Source organism: Streptomyces sp. NPDC007162, assembly GCF_040634175.1.
GTDB lineage: Bacteria > Actinomycetota > Actinomycetes > Streptomycetales > Streptomycetaceae > Streptomyces.
Map to the genome: position 1 here is coordinate 1 of NZ_JBEYFC010000174.1, position 16,194 is coordinate 16,194.

Genomic DNA, 16,194 nt, shown 5'->3' on the forward strand with positions numbered 1-16,194 from the left:
GGCAGACCGGCCGCCGCACACCTGAACCCGGGGGCCACCAACTCCCGCGTCCCGGCTGAGCCCGGGGCCGACAGACGGCTACCACTGGGCCATCGCCGTGCACCTGCTGGGCACGCTCTACCTGTGCGCCATGGTCGTGCGCGACATCCTCATGCCCGAGCGGGACGTCGTACGCCGCTCGGGTGACGACGACCCCTCGGGCGGGGTGCTGGACGGCGCGGAGGACGTCTTCGTGCTGGGTGCGGCGTCGCATCCCGCACGCCACGCCGCCCACTTCGAGGGCCCGCAGGTCGAATGGGGAAGCCGCTCCTCCGAGGAGGGTTCGCCCTGAGCGAACAGCGCAGGTACGCGACGTGAGAAGGGCCGTACACGGAGTCCGTGTACGGCCCTTCCGGCGTCCTGAGGTCCCTCGGCGCCGCGCTGCCCCGAGAACCGTCAGCGGTCGACGAGACGGTCGAACTGGGTGGTGGTGTGCCGCAGATGGGCCACCAGCTCCTCGCCTACCTTCGGCTCCGGAGCGTCCGAGGGCACGAAGAGGATCGACACCTGCATGTGCGGCGGCTCCGCGAACCAGCGCTGCTTGCCGCCCCAGACGAACGGGGAGAGGTTCCGGTTCACCGTGGCCAGGCCGGCCCGTGCGACGCCCTTGGCGCGCGGCATGACACCGTGCAGGGCCTTCGGTGCCTCCAGGCCCACCCCGTGCGACGTACCGCCCGCCACGACCACCAGGAAGCCGTCCGAGGCCGACTTCTGCTGCCGGTAGCCGAACCGGTCCCCCTTGGCGACGCGGGTGACGTCCAGCACCGCCCCGCGGTACTCGGTGGCGTCGTGGTCCCCCAGCCACAGCCGGGTGCCGATCCGCGCCCGGAACCGGGTCTGCGGGAACTGCTGCTGCAGCCGGGCGAGTTCGTCGGCCTTCAGGTGGCTGACGAACATCGTGTGCAACGGCAGCCGGGCCGCGCGCAGCCGGTCCATCCAGCCGATGACCTCCTCGACGGCGTCCGAGCCGTCGGTGCGGTCCAGCGGCAGATGGATGGCGAAGCCCTCCAGCCGGACGTTCTCGATGGCGGCGTGCAACTGCGGCAGGTCCTGCTCGCTGATGCCGTGCCGCTTCATGGTGGACATCACCTCGATGACCACCCGCGCGCCCACCAGGCCGTACACGCCGTCGATCGAGGACACCGAGCGGATGACCCGGTCGGGCAGCGGCACCGGCTCCTCACCGCGCCGGTACGGCGTCAGTACCAGCAGGTCCCCGCCGAACCAGTCCTTGATGCGCGCGGCCTCGTACGTCGTGCCGACGGCGAGGACGTCCGAGCCCAGGCGCGTGGCCTCCTCCGCCAGCCGTTCGTGCCCGAAGCCGTAGCCGTTGCCCTTGCAGACCGGGACCAGGCCCGGGAACTGCTCCTGCACGTGCTTGTGGTGCGCCCGCCAGCGCGCGGTGTCGACGTAGAGCGTGAGCGCCATGGCCGGACCTGGAACCTTTCTTCATGGCCGGGGTGTGCCGGAGGACTGCGGTGTGTCAGGGCTATAGAAGCACGGAGCGTGACGTCAGCGGCGCGACATGTAGATGTCGAGCGCCTTGTGGAGCAGCTTGTTCAGCGGGAAGTCCCACTCGCCGAGGTACTCGGCGGCCTGACCACCGGTGCCCACCTTGAACTGGATCAGCCCGAAGAGGTGGTCCGTCTCGTCCAGCGAGTCCGAGATACCTCGCAGGTCGTAGACGGTGGCGCCGAGCGCGTAGGCGTCGCGCAGCATCCGCCACTGCATGGCGTTCGACGGCCGGACCTCGCGCCCGATGTTGTCCGAGGCGCCGTAGGAGTACCAGACGTGCCCGCCGACGATCAGCATGGTCGCCGCGGACAGGTTCACCCCGTTGTGCCGGGCGAAGTACAGCCGCATCCGGTTGGGGTCCTCGGTGTTCAGGGCCGTCCACATGCGCTGGAAGTACGACAGCGGGCGCGGCCGGAAGTGGTCGCGCACGGCCGTGATCTCGTACAGCCGCTGCCACTCCGCCAGGTCCTGGTAGCCGCCCTGGACGACCTCGACACCGGCCTTCTCGGCCTTCTTGATGTTGCGCCGCCACAACTGGTTGAAGTTCTTGTGGACCTCTTCCAGGGAGCGGTTCGCCAGCGGCACCTGGTAGACGTAGCGCGGCTGGACATCGCCGAAGCCGGCGCCGCCGTCCTCGCCCTGCTGCCAGCCCATCCGGCGGAGCTTGTCGGCCACCTCGAAGGCACGCGGCTCGATGAAGTCGGCCTCGATGTCGCGCAGCCGCTTCACGTCCGGGTTCTGGATGCCGGCCTTGATGGAGTTGGCCTCCCAGCGCCGGATAATCACCGGCGGGCCCATCTTCACGGAGAACGCGCCCTGGTGCTTGAGGTGGGCCAGCATCGGCTGGATCCACTCGTCGAGATTCGGCGCGAACCAGTTGATGACCGGGCCCTCGGGCAGGTAGGCCAGGTAACGCTTGATCTTGGGCAGCTGGCGGTACAGCACCAGACCCGCGCCGACCATCTCGCCGGTGCGCTCGTCGAACCAGCCGAGGTTCTCCGAGCGCCACTCCGCCTTGACATCGGCCCAGGCCGGGACCTGCATGTGGCTAGCCGCAGGCAGACTCTGGATGTACGCCAGATGCTGTTCGCGGCTGATGGTCCTCAGGGTCAGGCTCATGTCGGGGCGCTCCTCGGGCTGGTGTGTCCCCATGGGTACAGGGGCTCCGGCTCTCGCGCCGAAGCCTACTGCGCCTGACCCGCGGCCCGACCGGGCGTACGGCACCAACGTCCCGGCCCTGGTCGGGCCGGGACGTTCCGCCGGGGTGCGGACGGTGCCTGCGGGCTAGCCGAACAGCCCGCCGTTCGCCATCCCGATGAAGAAGCCGATGCCCGAGGCACCGAGACCCAGGATCAGACCGAAGCGCTCGCGTGTGGTGATCGAGACCCACTGCCCGTACAGGCCGGTGACGATGCCGATCAGACCGGCCCAGGAGCTGAGCAGGTGGAGGCTGTGGAAGAAGCACGTGATGAAGGCGATCAGCCCCAGGGCCAGTGTCACTGCCATCAGTGAGTCCTGGAGCGGATGGGTCTTGCCGTCCGTGGCGAACAGGGATCCGGCGGTGTTGGGTCGCAATGCCTGTGCCATAGGGCACCTCCTGCGGAAGACGGCGCATCGTAGCGCCATACACACCCGATGTGTACAGATTGCGTGCCCTGGCGGCCGGATTTCAACCGGAAGCGGGTGTGCGGGTACTCTGTACCGTCTGCACCGGTGTCTGCCTGGGCCGTGACAGGGGATCCCACGGGAACCCCCGATTGTCAGTGGCCGCCGATACCGTTGCGTACGCATCACAACCCTCCTGCCACGGAACGACCGTGGCCGCTGAGTCCAAAGGAGGTGGGTTCCACATGCGTCACTACGAGGTGATGGTCATCCTCGACCCCGATCTGGAGGAGCGCGCCGTCGCCCCCCTGATCGAGAACTTCCTCTCCGTCGTCCGTGAGGGCAACGGCAAGGTGGAGAAGGTCGACACCTGGGGCCGTCGTCGTCTCTCGTACGAGATCAAGAAGAAGCCTGAGGGCATCTACTCGGTCATCGACCTGCAGGCCGAGCCTGCGGTCGTGAAGGAGCTCGACCGCCAGATGAACCTGAACGAGTCGGTCCTCCGGACCAAGGTCCTCCGCCCCGAGACCCACTGAGCTTCCAGCTCAGCTGAGCTCGGGATTCGAGTAGCAGCAAGCAGCCAGCAGCAAACCCGCCGAGAGGTTCCCCATGGCAGGCGAGACCGTCATCACGGTCGTCGGCAATCTTGTCGACGACCCCGAGCTGCGCTTCACCCCGTCCGGTGCGGCGGTCGCGAAGTTCCGCGTCGCGTCCACTCCCCGCACCTTCGACCGCCAGACGAACGAGTGGAAGGACGGCGAAAGCCTCTTCCTCACCTGCTCGGTCTGGCGGCAGGCGGCGGAGAACGTCGCCGAGTCGCTCCAGCGAGGCATGCGCGTCATCGTGCAGGGCCGGCTGAAGCAGCGGTCCTACGAGGACCGTGAGGGTGTCAAGCGCACGGTCTACGAGCTGGACGTCGAGGAAGTCGGCGCCAGCCTGCGGAACGCCACGGCCAAGGTCACCAAGACCGCCGGTGGTGGCGGTCGCGGTGGCCAGGGCGGTTACAGCGGCGGTGGCGGCCAGGGTGGCGGCGGCTGGGGCGGTGGCTCTGGCGGCGGCCAGCAGGGCGGCGCTCCCAACGACGACCCCTGGGCCTCCGGCGCTCCCGCCGGCGGCGGCAACCAGGGTGGCGGCGGCTGGGGCGGTGGCTCCGGCGGCAGCGGCGGTGGCGGCGGTGGCGGCGGCTACTCGGACGAGCCCCCCTTCTAGGTCCTCGGGCCGAGGAGCGGGGCACACCCAAACTTCTTGATCACACAGGAGAAACACCATGGCGAAGCCGCCTGTGCGCAAGCCTAAGAAGAAGGTCTGCGCTTTCTGCAAGGACAAGGTCCAGTACGTGGACTACAAGGACACGAACATGCTGCGGAAGTTCATTTCCGACCGCGGCAAGATCCGTGCCCGTCGCGTGACCGGCAACTGCACGCAGCACCAGCGTGACGTCGCCACGGCCGTCAAGAACAGCCGTGAGATGGCGCTGCTGCCCTACACCTCCACCGCGCGCTAAGGGAAGGGTGACCGACCAATGAAGATCATCCTGACCCACGAGGTCTCTGGCCTCGGTGCCGCCGGCGAAGTCGTCGACGTCAAGGACGGCTACGCCCGCAACTACCTGATCCCGCGGAAGTTCGCGATCCGCTGGACCAAGGGTGGCGAGAAGGACGTCGAGCAGATCCGTCGTGCTCGCAAGATCCACGAGATCCAGACCATCGAGCAGGCCAACCAGGTGAAGGCCCAGCTCGAGGGCGTCAAGGTCCGCCTGGCCGTCCGTGCCGGCGACGCCGGTCGCCTCTTCGGATCCGTCACCCAGGCCGACATCGCTTCGGCGATCAAGGCTGCCGGTGGTCCCGAGGTCGACAAGCGTCGCATCGAGGTCGTCTCGGCGATCAAGACCCTGGGCGCCCACGAGACGTCCGTGCGTCTGCACCCCGAGGTTGCCGCCAAGGTCAACATCGAGGTCGTCGCGGCCTGACGCTGCGCTCGGCTTGAGCAGTAACTGAGAGGGGCCGTACCCGTCATGGGTGCGGTCTCTTTCGTTTCACGTGAAACACGGCAGCTTGTGACGTTTCACGTGAAACCTCGACGAAGGTGTGCCGTTCAGCGCGTAGAGCCCGTCACGATCCAGCGGCCCGAACGTGCCCGCAGCCAGAGAGTCAGCAGTCGCACGGCCATCATCAACGTCATGGCCGCCCAGAGAGCGGCGAGTCCACCACCGAGCGCGGGGACCAGCAGCGCCACCGGTGCGAAGACGGCGAGCGTGACGACCATGGCCCCCGCGAGGTACGGACCGTCTCCGGCGCCCATCAGAACGCCGTCCAGGACGAACACCACGCCGGAGATCGGCTGGGAGAGCGCGACGATGAGCAGGGCGGGCAGTGCGGTCTCCTTCACGGCAGGGTCGCTCGTGAACAGCGGGAGGAACAGCGGCCGGGCGGCCACCACGAGCAGACCCAGGCCCACACCGGTGGCGATGCCCCACTGCACCATGCGCCGACAGGCCTCGCGGGCCCCGACAGCGTCATCCGCACCGAGATAGCGGCCGATGATCGCCTGCCCGGCGATGGCGATCGCGTCCAGGGCGAAGGCCAGCAGGCTCCACAGCGAAAGGACGATCTGATGGGCGGCAATGTCCGCATCACCCATGCGGGCCGCCACGGCCGTTGCGATCATGAGGATGGCCCGTAGGGAGAGCGTCCGGACGAGCAGCGGCAGGCCGGCCTGTGCCGACGCCCGGATTCCGGCGGTGTCGGGGCGCAGAGACGCCCCGTGCCTGCGGGCGCCGCGTACGACGACGGCCAGGTAGGCCGCCGCCATCGCGCACTGGGCGATGACGGTGCCCCATGCGGAACCGGCGATGCCCAGTCCGGCCCCGTAGACGAGCCCCGCGTTGAGTCCGGCGTTGGCGACGAAGCCTGCGACGGCGACGTACAGCGGGGTTCGGGTGTCCTGGAGACCACGCAGGACACCGGTGGCGGCCAGCACGACCAGCATGGCCGGGATGCCCAGCGAGGAGATCCGCAGGTAGGTGGTCGCGTAGGGAGCCGCAGTGGGCGAGGCGCCGAAGGCGTCCACGATTCCGGGAGCGAGAGGCAGGACCAGGGCGATGACCGCGGCACCGAGCAGCAGCGCCAGCCAGATACCGTCCATCCCCTGGCGGATGGCCGCCTGGAGATCACCGGAACCGACCCGGCGGGCGACCGCGGCCGTGGTGGCGTACGCGAGGAAGACGAAGACGCTCACGGCGGTGGTCAGAAGGGCCGAGGCGACCCCTAGGCCGGCGAGCTGTGCGGTGCCGAGATGGCCGACGATCGCGCTGTCGGCCATGACGAAGAGTGGCTCTGCGACGAGCGCGCCGAAGGCCGGGACGGCGAGCGCGACGATCTCTCTGTCGTGCCGCCGACGGGTGACCTGGGGGATCGCGGGGGCCTGTGGCATGGGCACCAATGTAATCGTCCACAGGTAAGAGATGCAATCCAGCACTGACCCTTACGTGCGCTTGTGTGGACCACGCTTTCGCGCGCTGTTCGAGGCGATCTTGGTCCGACCGGGGAAGTTTTTCTTCTACACAGCCGGTGGACGGGAAAGTCGCAGGTCAGGGCGAGTGGCTGGCGGAGATCGAGGGCTTGTTCACAGGGCTGTCCACCGTGTCGTGCACAGGTTTCAGGGAGTTCTCCACAGCATACGGGCCGTCGTCCACATGGCCTGTGGATAACCAGATTGGCTGACGGTGCCCGCGGGCCTAACGTGGTCCGGCACCCGCTCCTCGTCACGGCCTCGGAAGCCTCGTGAAACCGACGCGCGAAGAACCGGAATGGGGCGACCTAGTTGTCAGAGCCGTGCCGTAGAAAAGAGGCACGGCGAGGTCCGCCGGGCGGACGGGGAGGAGGTGGCTCGGTGAGCATTTCCGAGCCCTTGGACGATCCGTGGGCCGACGCCGGTCCCAGTGATCGTCTGCCTGCCTCCCGCCGACGGGGCGAGGGCGGCCGGGGCCGGGACGACCGGCACGACCGTGGCCGGGACAGCGGGGAGTGGGACGGCTCGGGGCCCACCTTCGAACGGGTGCCCCCGCAGGACCTGGACGCCGAACAGTCCGTGCTCGGCGGCATGCTGCTCTCGAAGGACGCCATCGCCGACGTCGTCGAGATCCTCAAGGGCCACGACTTCTACAAGCCGGCGCACGAGACGATCTACCAGGCGATCCTCGACGTCTACGCGAAGGGTGAGCCGGCCGACCCCATCACCATCGCCGCCGAACTCACCAAGCGTGGTGAGATCAACAAGGTCGGCGGCGCGTCCTATCTGCACACCCTCGTCCAGACGGTGCCGACGGCGGCGAACGCCGAGTACTACGCGGAGATCGTCCACGAGCGGGCCGTGCTGCGCCGCCTGGTCGAGGCCGGTACCCGCATCACACAGATGGGGTACGCGGCCGACGGCGACATCGACGAGATCGTCAACAGCGCGCAGGCCGAGATCTACGCCGTCACCGAGCAGCGGACCAGCGAGGACTACCTGCCGCTCGGCGACATCATGGAGGGCGCCCTCGACGAGATCGAGGCGATCGGCTCCCGCACCGGCGAGATGACCGGTGTGCCCACCGGCTTCACGGACCTCGACTCCCTCACCAACGGACTGCATCCGGGACAGATGATCGTCATCGCCGCCCGTCCCGCGATGGGCAAGTCCACGCTCGCCCTGGACTTCGCGCGGGCCGCGTCGATCAAGAACAACCTGCCCAGCGTCATCTTCTCCCTCGAAATGGGCCGCAACGAGATCGCGATGCGACTGCTGTCCGCCGAGGCCCGGGTCGCCCTGCACCACATGCGTTCCGGCACCATGACCGACGAGGACTGGACCCGGCTCGCCCGCCGGATGCCGGACGTCTCGGCGGCGCCGCTCTACATCGACGACTCCCCGAACCTGTCGATGATGGAGATCCGCGCCAAGTGCCGGCGGCTCAAACAGCGCAACGACATCAAGCTCGTGATCATCGACTATCTCCAGCTGATGCAGTCCGGCGGCAAGCGCTCCGAGAGCCGTCAGCAGGAGGTCTCGGACATGTCCCGGAACCTCAAGCTGCTGGCGAAGGAGCTGGAGGTCCCGGTGATCGCGCTCTCGCAGCTCAACCGTGGCCCCGAGCAGCGCACGGACAAGAAGCCGATGGTGTCCGACCTGCGTGAGTCCGGCTCCATCGAGCAGGACGCCGACATGGTCATCCTGCTCCACCGCGAGGACGCCTACGAAAAGGAGTCGCCGCGCGCCGGCGAGGCGGACATCATCGTCGGCAAGCACCGAAACGGTCCGACCGCGACGATCACGGTGGCCTTCCAGGGCCACTACTCCCGCTTCGTGGACATGGCACAGACCTGATCGGTGCCTGTGTAGGTTTCCAGATTCCGTGGCCACTTTCCATCAGCGATGGCCACTGCGTGGCCAATAGGACACGGGGATGGAAATCATGCTCCGTGAACGAGTAGTTCCCCTCTTCGTGTACAGGACCTCCCCAGTAGTCGTCATCAGGCCTTGCTGGGGCAGGACCCCAGCGTTTGGCGGCTGACGGGCCGCCTCGGGAAACGCAGGGTAGGTGGTCCGATGGGTACAGCGGTGGCCGCGCCGGTACGACTGAGTGTCCGGCGCGGTGACGAGGCCGTGGTGGAGGACCTGGACTGGCCATCGGTGCCCCTCGGGCTGCTTCGAGAGGCCCGGCCCTGGCGGACGTTCCGCTGGTACGAGGGGCAGCAGCACTATTCGGGCACGTACTGGTCAGCGACCGTGGGCGATCACGTGATCTACGAGTCGCGGCTGGAGCTGGGACGGCTGCTGTTCGCCGACTTCGCTCCAGAGGTGCGGCACGTCGTCGCCCAGCCCTTCCTGCTCAAGGCCGATCTCGATGGCAAGGTCCGTAAGCACATCCCGGACTATCTGCTGCTGACGGACGACGGTCCGGTGGTCGTGGACGTCAAGCCGCGCCACCGGTTGCATAAGCCGGAGGTCGCCTTCACGTTCGCCTGGACGCGGGAGGCGGTCATGTCACGCGGGTGGCAGTACGAGGTGTGGAGCGACCCGGATCCACACGTGCAGGAGAACGTCCGGTTCCTGGCCGGCTACCGCCGCGCCTGGCTGTTCGACCCTGACCTGGTGGCCGCGTTACAGGCCGCGGACCTGGACGGGATGTCGTTGGGCGATGCCTTCCGGCTGCTGCCTGAGCGTCCCCGACCGCTGGTGAAGTCGGCGGTGCTGCACCTGCTGTGGTCAGGGCATGTGACGACCGCGCTGGACCGGCCGCTGAGCGCGGGGCACGTGCTGCGGAGGGCCGCATGAGCAGGGCGGGGGCGAAGCTGGGCGTCGGGACGCACTTCCGGCTGGACGGCGAGACGGTCGAGGTCGTGGAGTTCGTAAGCATGGCCACGGGCATGGAGGTCATCCTCAAGGACGGACGCGACCGGCTGGCCCGGATGTCGCTGCGTGAGCTGCTGACTTCGGATCGCGCCGAGTTGATCCACGACGGATCGGGGCCGTCTTCCGCCGATGACGAGGACGTCGCGGCCGTGGTGCTGAACCGGCTGACCAAGGAGGAGCAGAAGGAAGTCCTGGAGCGGGCCGAGCATGTCCGGGAGATGCTGACGGGCTACCGCTCCGGCAGCGAGGACCTTCCGCGGCCTGGCGAGCCACGGCCTCAGTACGCTCCTGGCCTGCCACTGCATGCCAGGTATGAGGCCAAGGCAGCGGAACTGGGAGTGTCCGCCCGGTCGACACGCCGGTGGGCACAGGCCTTCCGCGAGCACGGCGAGGCTGGTCTCGTGCCGAGGGCGGCTCGGGCGGACGGCGGGCTGAGCAATGCCGATCCGCGCTGGGTCGAGGCCGCGGAAGAGGTGCTGAGCGAGTACGAGGAAGAGTCGCGGCCCTCAGTGAAGGTGGTGCTCGAAGAAGCCGAGGCCCGCGTCAAAACCAAATTCAAGCTGGTCAAGGTGCCGGTGCCACCGCAGACAACGGCCTACCGGTGGATGCAAGAACTGGAGCGACGTCATCCGACGTTCCGGCTGAGCACGCAGCGCAACCGCGACATCGCCGACCGCCCAAGGGGCGTCTACGGGAAACTGAGGCCCACGCGGCCGGGCGAGTACGTGCTGATGGACACCACACGGTTGGACGTGTTCGCGCTCGACCCGGTGACGCTGCGGTGGATGCAGGCAGAGCTGACCGTCGCCATGGACTGGTACACCCGCTGCATCATCGGTCTGCGGGTGACTCCAGTGTCGACGAAGGCCATTGACGCGGCGGCTGTGCTTTACCAGGCATACCGTCCCCAGCCGGTGCCGGAGAGCTGGCCGAGGGAGGCGGCCTGGCCCGAGCACGGCATTCCGCGCGGGGTGCTGGTGGAGGCTGAGGCCGTGCATGGGCCCGTCACTGGGGTCTGGGGGCCGAAGGTGGTTCCGGAGACGTTGATCGTCGACCACGGCAAGATCTATCTGTCGGCGCATCTGACCAGCGTCTGTCGCAGGATGGGGATCTCGGTGCAGCCGGCGAGGCTGCGCACGGGCCGGGACAAGGGTCCGGTGGAGCGGTTCTTCCGGACCCTGCGGGAAGACCTGCTGCAGCGGCTGCCGGGCTACAAGGGACCCAACATCCACTCGCGTGGCCTGAATCCGGAGAAGGACGCCTTCTTCTTCCACCACGAACTTGAGGCGATCATCCGGGAGTGGGTAGCGGTGGACTATCACCGCACGCCACATGAGGGACTGCTCGACCCCCACCTGCCGAAGGTGGAACTGTCTCCGGCGAGGATGTTCGAGCACGGTCTCGCGCGGGCGGGCTACATCGAGGTGCCCCAGGACCCGCACCTGGCCTTCGAGTTCCTCGATGTCACGATGCGCACCGTCCAGCACTACGGCGTCGAGATCAACAGCCGTCGCTACAACGGTCCCTGTCTCGATGGGCTGCGCGACATGGCCGGCTCCGACATCGATCTGGACAAGCGGCGGCTGGAGTTCTTCACTGATCCCGACGACGCCACCCGGATCCACTTCCGCGACCACGAACGCGTCTGGCACACCCTGGAGTGGGAGCACGCCCCCAGCCTGGACATGCCGCTGAGCGAAGAAGCGCTCCAGTTCGCCCGGCGCCTGGCGGCGAAGGAGTACACCTACCCTGACGACCGGCTCGCCATCGCCCTCCTGCTGAAGCGGTGGAACCTCGGCCTGGGCACTTCCTTGATCGAACGGCGGATGGCCCTGCGGCTCTCCCGCGAACAGGCCGCCCTGGACCTCCCCGAGGCGCAAGCCGGTGCCGTCAGTTCGCTGCCGTCGGTCGCCCGCGTGCTGTCTCTGCCCGCACAGGCCGAGCCCCCGACAGCCGAAGCCGCCCCAGTGGTGGAAGAGGGCGATGACGACGGGGACAGCCTCCAAGAGCTGGGCGAGGAAATCGACTTCTACGCAACCGCCTTGAAGGACATCGATGACTGACCGGAAGCGTTCCGAGGACGACCTCCACGCCAAACTCGATCACCTGACGTTGTCCCGCAAAGAAGGCTTCCGGCGCCTGGTGGACGCTCCGTCGCGGTCCCGCCCCGAGCACCTCACCCGCCGTCAGTTGTCTCTTCTGGGGGAGAAGGCCCGTGCTGACTACGACCGGCGCCGCCGCAAGTGGCACGCGAACCTCGGGCCCTTGCGCACCCCGCAGATGGAAGCCCTGCATGAGGATCTGTGGGACATCATCGACAGCAACGAGCAGGACGGTGACAAGGTCAAAGGCAGCATCGCCATTGACGCCTTCCCCGGCCTGGGCAAGACCACGGCCGCCCTCGCCTTCGCCAAACTGTTCCACCGGCGTGTGATCGAGGAGGAAGGCGAGTACACCGATCAGGGGCATGAGCGGTGGCCGGTCTGTCGAGTGGGCCTGACCAGCAACACCAGCATGCGCGACTGCAACCGGGCGATCCTGGAGTTCTTCGCTCACCCCGGACGCTTCCGCGGCACCGCCACCGACTTCGGCTTCCGCGCGCTCGACTGCGTCCTCTCCTGCGAAACGACGCTCTTGATCGTCGATGATCTGCACTTCCTGCGCTGGAGGAACCGGACCGGCATCGAGGTAAGCAACCACTTTAAGTACATCGCCAACGAGTTCCCCGTCACCCTGCTCATGATCGGCGTTGGCTTGCAGGCGCGAGGCTTGTTCGACGAGGGCGACAGCTACGAAGACGCCGTACTCGCACAGACGGGACGCCGCACCACCCGGCTGGGCATGAAGCCGTTCACCATCGACACTGAGGAAGGACGCACAGACTGGCGCAACACCCTCCTCGCGACCGAGGAACGGGTCGTCCTGGCGGACAAGTACCCCGGCATGATCGCGGATGATCTGTCCGACGAGCTCTTCGCCCGCAGCACCGGACACATCGGCTCCCTCATGACACTGGTCAACCGCGCCTGCCAGAGAGCCGTACGCACTGGGGCCGAGCGGATCGACCTCGACCTGCTGTCGAAGGTCAAGAACGACGCAGCCTCCGAGAGAGGACGGGAGGAACTTCGACAGGCCTTTGCCGCAGGGCGGCTGGTCAGCAAGCCCAAGAGGAAGGCAGCGTGAGCACGCTCCGATCCCTGCCGGTCACGGTCCGGCCGTTGCCCGGTGAGGCGCTGGACTCGTGGTTCGAGGTGATCGCCCACCGCTTGCGGACCCCCTTGAGTGACCTGCTGCCAGCACTTGGCCTGGCCCGACGGGTCGAAGCCGGCGACTGCCACCGTGACATCCCGGCCCGCTGGGCGATCCTGCTCCGTGACAACGAAGCTGCCCGCATCTCTCACGCCACAGGCGTGAACTCCCAGGTTCTGCACGCGATGACGCTCGCGCACTTCGACGGCCGAGCACTCAAGATCAATCGGGAAACGAGACAGGTCAGCCGATGGCACCACTGGGGACGCCAGGCCGGATCACGCTTCTGCCCGGACTGCCTGGCCGAGACGAAGGGCCGGTGGAAGCTGAGCTGGCGGCTGGGTTGGGTGTTCGCCTGCCTCGATCACAACCGCTTGCTCGCCGACGGGTGCTCCCAGTGCGATCAAATGCCTTGGAAACGGCTGCATCAGCAGCGCTACGTCCCGGAGCCGGGAAGATGCGCTTTCCCAGGCCAGCGCGGAGAATCCGGCAGAAGGCGCCAACGCTGCGGCTACCGACTTTCCGAGGTCGCAAGCATCGAGCTTGGGTCCGGGCACACGCTGCTGACGGCACAGAAGCTGCTGACGAAGATCGCGGAGAACGATTCAGCAGAGTTCGGCATCTACGCGAATACCCCACAGAGAATCTCCGCACTGGAAGCTCTGGCTGATCTTCGTGCCCTTTCCTCCCGGCTCCTGGCCGACGCCACGAACCGCGGTCTGGCCATCGTCCTGCCGCACGACACGCACGAGATCTACGAGGGCGTGAAGGGATCCCTTCTCGAACTCGCGGGCGCCGTTCCTGCCAGGCGCAGTCTGACCGCACCAGTCCAAGCCATCGGGATTGCCGCCGCCCTCCAAGTCCTCAGGCAGTCTGATTTCCATGCAGCCGGCCGCGAGCTTCGGCGCCTCGTCGCCGCCGCAGACCCGTCAGAGACGCTCAAGCGTCTGACGGGCTTCCACAGAATGCACGGCATCACTCCGCTGCTGAGCGCCGTCCAGCTGACAGCCCAGGAACCGATGCTCCGACCGAGTGATCAGCTTCGCTACCGGCTTCCGGCCTTCCTCCCCTCCAGGCCGTCCCCTCGCGGAGGCCTGGCGGACCAGCGCGTTCACAAGATTCCCTCGTGCCTCTGGCCTGGCTGGTCCGTCCTGCTGGCGCCGCCACAAGGCGTATACACCCGGACATTCCGTCCTTGCCTGTCCGCTTCCCTGGCTTTGGTGGGCACGCGCGACGACCTCAGAGTGATCACACGTCGCCTCGGTAGCGTGACCACCCGGCAGATGACCTCAAAAGTTCTGCAGCTCTTGCACGCACAGGGGCTCTGGTTGGTTGTCAACACGGCACTGGTGCGGCTGGCGGACTACCTCGACGCACACGAAGTGCCCATCGACTACCAGCGCCGCCGCATGCTGGACTACACCGATCTACTTCCTGAGGCCCGGTGGCGCCAGATCTGCGACTATGCCGGCGTCCAACCCGGCCAGGGACGCCGTCTCACCGTCGCGCGAAGCACCCTCTTCGAGCAGATGAGCGGACTCCCGGCCCACCTCGCCCCAGCCCACTTCGCGATCACCCGCGCAATGGACCGCCCGCACGTGAACTACTTCGCCGCGTTCCTGACACCTGAAGTCAGAGACGGCCTGCACCGCGCTGGAGCCGACTTCCTCGCACAGAACGGAATCGAGAGTGAACCCCTGGCCTGGGAGCCACCGACGGTGATTGCCGATGGCCTGGAAACGGCAGGTCATGATCTGGAGAAGATCGACATCAGCCGTCTTCACCACATGATCCGTTCGCCGTCCATGACGACGGAGCAGGCTGCCCGCGAACTCAGCACGTCGCATGAAGCTGTCCGAGTTCTGCTGCACAGATCTCCCGCATCGGCCCAGCCGAGGCCACGAAGTCGCCGGCGGAACGACGGCGAGGCCATGCGAATCGCGAAACAAGCCTTCCCGCCCCACGAGTTCCGGCGGCTCTACTACACGGAACGTCTCGGCCTCCGCCAGATCGCAGACCTCGCCGGCGTGAGCCGCAACGTTACGAGGCGTCTCGCCGAGCAGTACGGCATCGAGGTCCGCGAGCCCAACGCAACGGGACCGCGCAAGGGCTACGTCGACGGCGCATGGCTCCGCGAGCAGTACTTGGTCCACGGCCGGACCCTGGCAGAGCTCGGCCGCGAGAAGGGCCTCAGCCCCACGACCATGACCCGATGGGCCAAGCTGCACGGAATCCCCGTCACCAAGGTGAACGGACACACCCGCCCCGAACTTGCGCAACTGGCAGCTCAGGCCAGCAAGGCACCGGAGATCCTCCGTCCTGCCTTCACGGGGTCCGGCGCATGGGACCGCCTTCGCGAGTTCGCTGCTGTGTCGCGCTATCGCACACTCAAGGAAGCCGCCGAAGCACTCGGAACCCATCACACGGCCCTGATCACGAGAGTCGGAAGACTGCGTCGCGAGATCGGACACCCACTCCTCATCCGCGCAACCACGGCGTCGCCAATGAAATTGACCCCGATCGGCGAAGCTGTAGTAGCAGCGATCCATGCGGCGACAGAATGAGGACCTGCCCGGCCGATCATGTGACCAGGACGTGTCTCTCAACTTCGTTGGGGCATGAGGGGATTCGCCAATGCTCGTAGGCTCATGACGTGGTCCTTCATATGGGCCCTGCCGTCGCCCAGGTGCACGATGGTTCCGGGGTCAGACCTGGACAGGCGGCGAAGGCAGCACGTCAGCTGACGGTGCGGGCACTCTCATGCGGTCGGTGGATCCCTCCGTGAGTGCCAGGGTCGTACTGCCTCGGACGATGAGACGGGTCGGGAGAATGAGCTGCCGTGCTTTCCGTCGCGGTTCGTCAATGCGGGCCAGCAGGAGTTCCGTTGCCTGAGTTGTCAGGTCTCTGACGGGCTGACGGATGGTGGTGAGAGAAGGCTGGACGAGGGTGGCGGTGGTGATGTCGTCGAAGCCGCTGACGGCCAGGTCGTGGGGCACGCGGAGGCCGAGGCGGGTCGCGGTCGCGATGACGCCGTGGGCGATGAGATCGTTTCCGCAGACGATGGCGTCCGGTGGGGTCGGGGAGGTGAGGAGTTGCTCGGCAGCCTCGCGGCCCCAGGTCTCGGAGAACGAGGCGAGCAGGACTCGCTCGGGTCGGTGTTCGTCCGTGGCAGCGAGGAAGGCGGAGTGCCGTTGTGCGCCGGACCAGTTGCTGCGGTCGCCGCCGACGTAGGCGATGTCCCGTTTACCGAGGGCGCGCAGGTGGCCGACGAGCTGGCGGATACCGTCGGAGTCGTCCACACCCACGAAGTCGTACGCCTCTTCCCCGACGCTGCGGTCCAGCTGGACCAGCGGAACTCGTTCCGCCGCCCGCCGGACCGCGGGGAGGCTG

14 protein-coding genes and 1 pseudogene are annotated in these 16,194 nt (G+C 67.3%); 10 read left to right on the forward strand and 5 right to left on the reverse strand.

What is annotated here, in order from left to right; genetic code table 11:
- Positions 1–67: 67 nt before the first annotated feature.
- A pseudogene (locus ABZ646_RS21470) lies at positions 68–331 on the forward strand (hypothetical protein); the annotation flags it as partial.
- Between the two features lie 104 nt (positions 332–435).
- Here the strand turns inward: ABZ646_RS21470 and ABZ646_RS21475 are convergent.
- The 3 genes from ABZ646_RS21475 to ABZ646_RS21485 all read right to left on the reverse strand — a co-directional run bounded on the left by ABZ646_RS21475 (position 436) and on the right by ABZ646_RS21485 (position 3,141).
- Positions 436–1,467, reverse strand: a complete 1,032-nt coding sequence (locus ABZ646_RS21475; RefSeq protein ID WP_132888325.1) for an alanine racemase — start codon at positions 1,465–1,467, stop codon at positions 436–438.
- Positions 1,468–1,551: 84 nt separating this feature from the next.
- A complete protein-coding gene (gene femX, locus ABZ646_RS21480) occupies positions 1,552–2,673 on the reverse strand; it encodes a peptidoglycan bridge formation glycyltransferase FemX (protein WP_360521082.1) in 1,122 nt (373 codons plus the stop codon).
- Positions 2,674–2,838: 165 nt separating this feature from the next.
- Complete coding sequence (locus tag ABZ646_RS21485; protein WP_360521085.1) at positions 2,839–3,141, reverse strand: hypothetical protein; 303 nt, start codon at positions 3,139–3,141, stop codon at positions 2,839–2,841.
- Positions 3,142–3,404: 263 nt separating this feature from the next.
- Here ABZ646_RS21485 and rpsF point away from each other — a divergent pair, with 263 nt between their 5' ends.
- From rpsF to rplI, 4 genes are all read left to right on the forward strand, one after another.
- Positions 3,405–3,695: a 30S ribosomal protein S6 gene (rpsF, locus tag ABZ646_RS21490; RefSeq protein WP_005482942.1), complete on the forward strand. Its 291-nt coding sequence runs from the start codon at positions 3,405–3,407 to the stop codon at positions 3,693–3,695.
- Between the two features lie 73 nt (positions 3,696–3,768).
- The gene (locus ABZ646_RS21495) at positions 3,769–4,368 is read left to right on the forward strand and encodes a single-stranded DNA-binding protein (RefSeq protein ID WP_360521088.1); all 600 of its coding nucleotides are present in this window, start codon (positions 3,769–3,771) and stop codon (positions 4,366–4,368) included.
- 58 nt (positions 4,369–4,426) lie between these two features.
- Positions 4,427–4,663: a 30S ribosomal protein S18 gene (rpsR, locus tag ABZ646_RS21500; RefSeq protein ID WP_006381652.1), complete on the forward strand. Its 237-nt coding sequence runs from the start codon at positions 4,427–4,429 to the stop codon at positions 4,661–4,663.
- Between the two features lie 18 nt (positions 4,664–4,681).
- Entirely contained in the window at positions 4,682–5,128 is a 447-nt protein-coding gene (rplI, locus tag ABZ646_RS21505) for a 50S ribosomal protein L9 (protein WP_132888321.1), read from the forward strand.
- 125 nt (positions 5,129–5,253) lie between these two features.
- On the opposite strand, the gene ABZ646_RS21510 is transcribed toward rplI, so the two are convergent.
- A complete protein-coding gene (locus tag ABZ646_RS21510) occupies positions 5,254–6,591 on the reverse strand; it encodes an MATE family efflux transporter (RefSeq protein WP_360521092.1) in 1,338 nt (445 codons plus the stop codon).
- A gap of 459 nt (positions 6,592–7,050) precedes the next feature.
- Here ABZ646_RS21510 and dnaB point away from each other — a divergent pair, with 459 nt between their 5' ends.
- The 5 genes from dnaB (at position 7,051) to ABZ646_RS21535 (ending at position 15,368) form a co-directional block, all read left to right on the forward strand.
- Complete coding sequence (gene dnaB / locus ABZ646_RS21515; RefSeq protein WP_360521095.1) at positions 7,051–8,526, forward strand: replicative DNA helicase; 1,476 nt, start codon at positions 7,051–7,053, stop codon at positions 8,524–8,526.
- 222 nt (positions 8,527–8,748) lie between these two features.
- Complete coding sequence (locus ABZ646_RS21520; RefSeq protein ID WP_360521098.1) at positions 8,749–9,477, forward strand: TnsA-like heteromeric transposase endonuclease subunit; 729 nt, start codon at positions 8,749–8,751, stop codon at positions 9,475–9,477.
- Complete coding sequence (locus ABZ646_RS21525; RefSeq protein WP_360521101.1) at positions 9,474–11,618, forward strand: helix-turn-helix domain-containing protein; 2,145 nt, start codon at positions 9,474–9,476, stop codon at positions 11,616–11,618. The genes ABZ646_RS21520 and ABZ646_RS21525 overlap by 4 nt, the downstream gene beginning before the upstream one ends.
- A complete protein-coding gene (locus ABZ646_RS21530; RefSeq protein ID WP_360521104.1) occupies positions 11,611–12,738 on the forward strand; it encodes an AAA family ATPase in 1,128 nt (375 codons plus the stop codon). Before ABZ646_RS21525 ends, ABZ646_RS21530 begins: the two co-directional genes overlap by 8 nt.
- Positions 12,735–15,368, forward strand: coding sequence for a TniQ family protein (locus tag ABZ646_RS21535; RefSeq protein WP_360521107.1), 2,634 nt, complete (start codon positions 12,735–12,737; stop codon positions 15,366–15,368). The genes ABZ646_RS21530 and ABZ646_RS21535 overlap by 4 nt, the downstream gene beginning before the upstream one ends.
- A 141-nt stretch (positions 15,369–15,509) precedes the next feature.
- On the opposite strand, the gene ABZ646_RS21540 is transcribed toward ABZ646_RS21535, so the two are convergent.
- The coding region (locus ABZ646_RS21540) for a substrate-binding domain-containing protein (RefSeq protein WP_360521110.1) at positions 15,510–16,194 on the reverse strand (685 nt) is incomplete at its 5' end.